Genomic DNA, 3,665 nt, shown 5'->3' with positions numbered 1-3,665 from the left:
GGGGTCGGTTCCGGCTGAGGGCGAAATGACACCCTAAGCTTTCGGTTCCTTGGGCCAAAGATATTCGCCAGTCAGTAGAATGTGCGCCCAGCCCAATGGGGATATGTGGGGAAGAAATTCAGGGGGAACATCCAACCCTTCGTTCCGCCGCTCCGTGACGGCATGACCAAGATGGACGGTATTCCAGTAAATGATCACCGCAGTCAATAAATTGAGCCCAGCGATTCGGTAGTGCTGCCCCTCTGTCGTGCGATCGCGAATTTCCCCCTGCCTCCCGATACGGAGCGCATTTTTGAGCGCATGGTGGGCCTCTCCCTTGTTAAGACCGATCTGAGCACGCCGCTGCATGTCCGTATCCAGGATCCACTCAATAATGAAAAGGGTCCGTTCAATACGACCAACTTCACGAAGCGCAACTGCAAGGTTGTTTTGTCGTGGGTAAGAAGCGAGCTTGCGCAGGAGTTGGCTGGGCCTGATTTTGCCAGCGGTCATCGTCGCGGCACAACGGAAAATATCAGGCCAGTTCGCAACGATAAGATCCTCCCGGGCTTTTCCACCTACCAACTTGCGTAACTCCCTGGGGGTCGTATCGGGATTAAATACGTACAACCGCTTCGATGGCAGATCCCTGATTCGCAGAACGAGATTGTAGCCGAGCAGGCTACTGGCTCCGAACAAATGGTCGGTGAATCCTGCTGTATCGGCATACTGTTCGCGAACATGGCGACCGACCTCGTTCATCAGTAGTCCATCGAGAATATACGGTGCCTCGCTCACGGTCGCCGGGATCGACTGACAAGCGAATGGCGCGAACTGGTCGCTTACGTGAGTATACGCTTTGAGGCCGGGAACAGAACCATATTTGGCATTGACCATGTTCATGGCTTCGCCATGCCGCGCTGTCGGGAAAAACTGACCATCGCTCGATGCTGACGTGCCCATCCCCCAGACGCGTGACATCGGCAGTTTACCCTGCGCGGCCACCACAATTGCCAATGCCTGGTTCATGGCTTCGCTTTCAACATGCCAGCGGGCAAGGCGTGAGAGCTGCCAGTAATCATGCGTGTTTGTAGCTTCCGCCATCTTACGCAGGCCCAGATTGAGCCCTTCAGCGAGCAGGACGTTGAGCAGACCGATCCGGTCGCGACATGGAGCCCCGGTTCTCAGATGGGTAAACGCATCTGTGAAACCAAGGGCTGCATCAACTTCAAGCAGCATGTCGGTAATCCGAACGGACGGCATTCGGCGATACAGATCCAGTATGAGTGCCTCGGCACCATCCGGCACGTCTGCTGTCAACCTGTCGATCCGCAACGTTCCATCTTCTATGCTACCGTGCGGAATAGTGCCGTTACGGGCAGCCCGGGCCAGCCGCTTAAGAGCGATCGTGAGTCGCGCCTTTCTGTCTGCCAGCCAATCCTGTGGGTTGGAAGGCACGGCCAGTTTTGCATTTTCCTGCGCCGCGATCATCGGCACCAGTACCTGCTTGAGGTCACCATAGCGGCGCGAATGAGCGAGCCAGACATCTCCGGAACGAAAAGCATCCCGGAGGTGAAAGAGTACCGCCACTTCCCAAAGACGGGTATCTCCTTTTTCCTGAGCTCGTAAATGACGGTTCCATTTGGAGCTGGGCCGCAGGAAACGCCTTTCTGGCGATGCAACACCTTTCATCTCTCCGATCGACAAAGCTGCTGCTACCAATGGTCCGGCGACCGGCGCGGCTTCGAGCTTCAGACAGCGCAACATGCGGGGCGCATAACGACGAAAGCGATGGTATCCCTGCCCGACATATGCAAGAGGCTCATCGGCTAGCGTGTTGCTGAGTTGAGTCCCTGTCGCTACCAGTTGAGCGAGCCGGTCCCATGCAACCGAACTGGCGACAGCCATCTCCAGCGGGGTTCCGTCACTGCGGGCCTCAAGCAACGAAGCTCCCAGCGCGGTGAAGGTACGGATCGTATCCGTGAGTGTGGCTTTAGAGCCGGAAATTGTTTCGTCATGCTGGCGCTTCGCTTCCCGCCAGGTTTTTCCTACGATCCTGTCATGGGTTTCGACTATGGCATCAGCAATCGCCGCTTCCCACTCCACAACACAGACGGCAAGGATCGCCCAGCGGCGGTCCGAAGTGATGTCACGCAAACCGTCGGTGAAGTAGCGTTCACCCTGCCGACGCAGCCGGGCAATGCGATGGGCAGGTATGCTGGCCAAAGCACTATGATTGATATTCAGGGTACGCAGAAATTCGAGCCTGTCGAGCAAACGGTTAGCAGCAGCCGAGTTGTTACCAACCTCGAAGTTGCGAAGCCAGATGAAACGACTGATATTGCCGGCGAGCATTTCACTCAGAAGTTTGTCCAGGTGATCGCGAACATCCGCTGTTAAATTTTCCGCAATCCGCGTTTCAATCCGCCGCTCAGCGGCGACCAGAGCATCCGCGCACAAGCGCTCGATTGTCGATACTGCGGGCAGAATGGTGGAAGTTTCCCGACACCGCACAATAAAACGATGAGCAAGATCCTCGTTTGATCTGGCATCTTCGGCCTGGCCGAAAGTCCACTCCCGCAGATCACGGGCACCACGGCCCGTGAAGGTCTTGTAGCCGTAAATTTCGCGCAGCGTGTCCATGTGCTGCTGACGGGTTTGGCGCCGTGTGGCATAAGTGAGAAGCGCATCAGCCGGAACTCCAAGCTGAGCACCGACGAAGGAAAGGACTTCACGCGGGATCATCTCACCAGGAGCCAGTGCACGGCCCGGATATCGTAAGGCACAAAGTTGCAGGGCAAAGCCAATCCTGTTTTCCGGTCTGCGGCGCTGCCTAATGTTTTCCAGGTCATCATCGCCCAGCGTGTAGAACTTCAGTAGCGACAGTTCGTCCGTGGGCAGATCGAACAGCGCTGCTCGCTGCCGTTCGGTGAAAATATGGCGTCGTGACATACAAATTCGTCCCTTTTGAAGTATAGTCTGTTTTGGACAACAGCCAGCCCATATAAATCAGGGCGTTCCGATACAAAAATCCAGGAGGGTTCAATTGGGACATCGTGCCGCCATTTACTGCCGGGTTTCAACAGCGGATCAGTCTTGTGAACGCCAGGAATTTGATCTGCGAGCCTTCGCCGGCCGTGCCGGCTACGACGTGGTGGGAATATTTAAGGAAACAGGTTCAGGAACTAAACTCGACCGGGCCGAGCGAAAGAAAGTCCTGGCGCTTGCCCAGTCCAGACAAATTGATGCAATCCTGGTCACTGAGCTTTCCCGGTGGGGGCGCTCGACGCTCGATCTGCTCAATACGCTACGTGAACTGGAGAACTGGAAGGTTTCCGTGATAGCCATGAATGGAATGGCGTTCGATCTTTCGTCGCCGTATGGACGAATGCTGGCGACGTTTCTTTCCGGCATTGCGGAGTTTGAGCGGGATCTCATCAGCGAGCGGGTCAAGTCAGGCCTTGCTGTTGCGAAGGCACGTGGTAAGAGGCTTGGTCGTCAGGCCGGAGTGCGACCAAAATCAGACCGACTTTTGCCTAAGGTGGTTGCGATGAGGGCCGAGGGACGCAGCTATCGCTGGATCGCACGCGAGCTCGGTATCAGCAAGAATACCGTCGCTGACATCGTGCAACGACACAGAGCTAACGCTTAGGGTGTCATTTCGCCCTCAGCCGGAACCGACCCCT

2 protein-coding genes are annotated in these 3,665 nt (G+C 56.1%); one reads left to right on the top strand and one right to left on the bottom strand.

Annotated elements, in window-relative coordinates:
- Positions 1–33 precede the first annotated feature (33 nt).
- Positions 34–2,931, bottom strand: a complete 2,898-nt coding sequence (locus AC6CWS_RS26345) for a Tn3-like element Tn5403 family transposase (RefSeq protein ID WP_001553819.1) — start codon at positions 2,929–2,931, stop codon at positions 34–36.
- A gap of 94 nt (positions 2,932–3,025) precedes the next feature.
- Between AC6CWS_RS26345 and AC6CWS_RS26340 the strand changes: the two genes are divergently transcribed.
- Positions 3,026–3,631 carry a recombinase family protein gene (locus tag AC6CWS_RS26340; protein WP_000509966.1) on the top strand — a complete coding sequence of 202 codons (606 nt, stop codon included), beginning with the start codon at positions 3,026–3,028 and terminating at the stop codon, positions 3,629–3,631.
- Positions 3,632–3,665 lie beyond the last annotated feature (34 nt).

Source organism: Klebsiella sp. M041, from assembly GCF_059759695.1.
The sequence above is the reverse complement of the archived record's forward strand: the minus strand, read 5'-3'. Positions and strand labels throughout refer to the sequence as shown.

What these genes read in the sequence shown, in the direction of transcription:
- AC6CWS_RS26345 (WP_001553819.1), bottom strand. Translation starts at nt 2,931, where the DNA reads ATGTCACGACGCCATATTTTCACCGAACGGCAGCGAGCAGCGCTGTTC.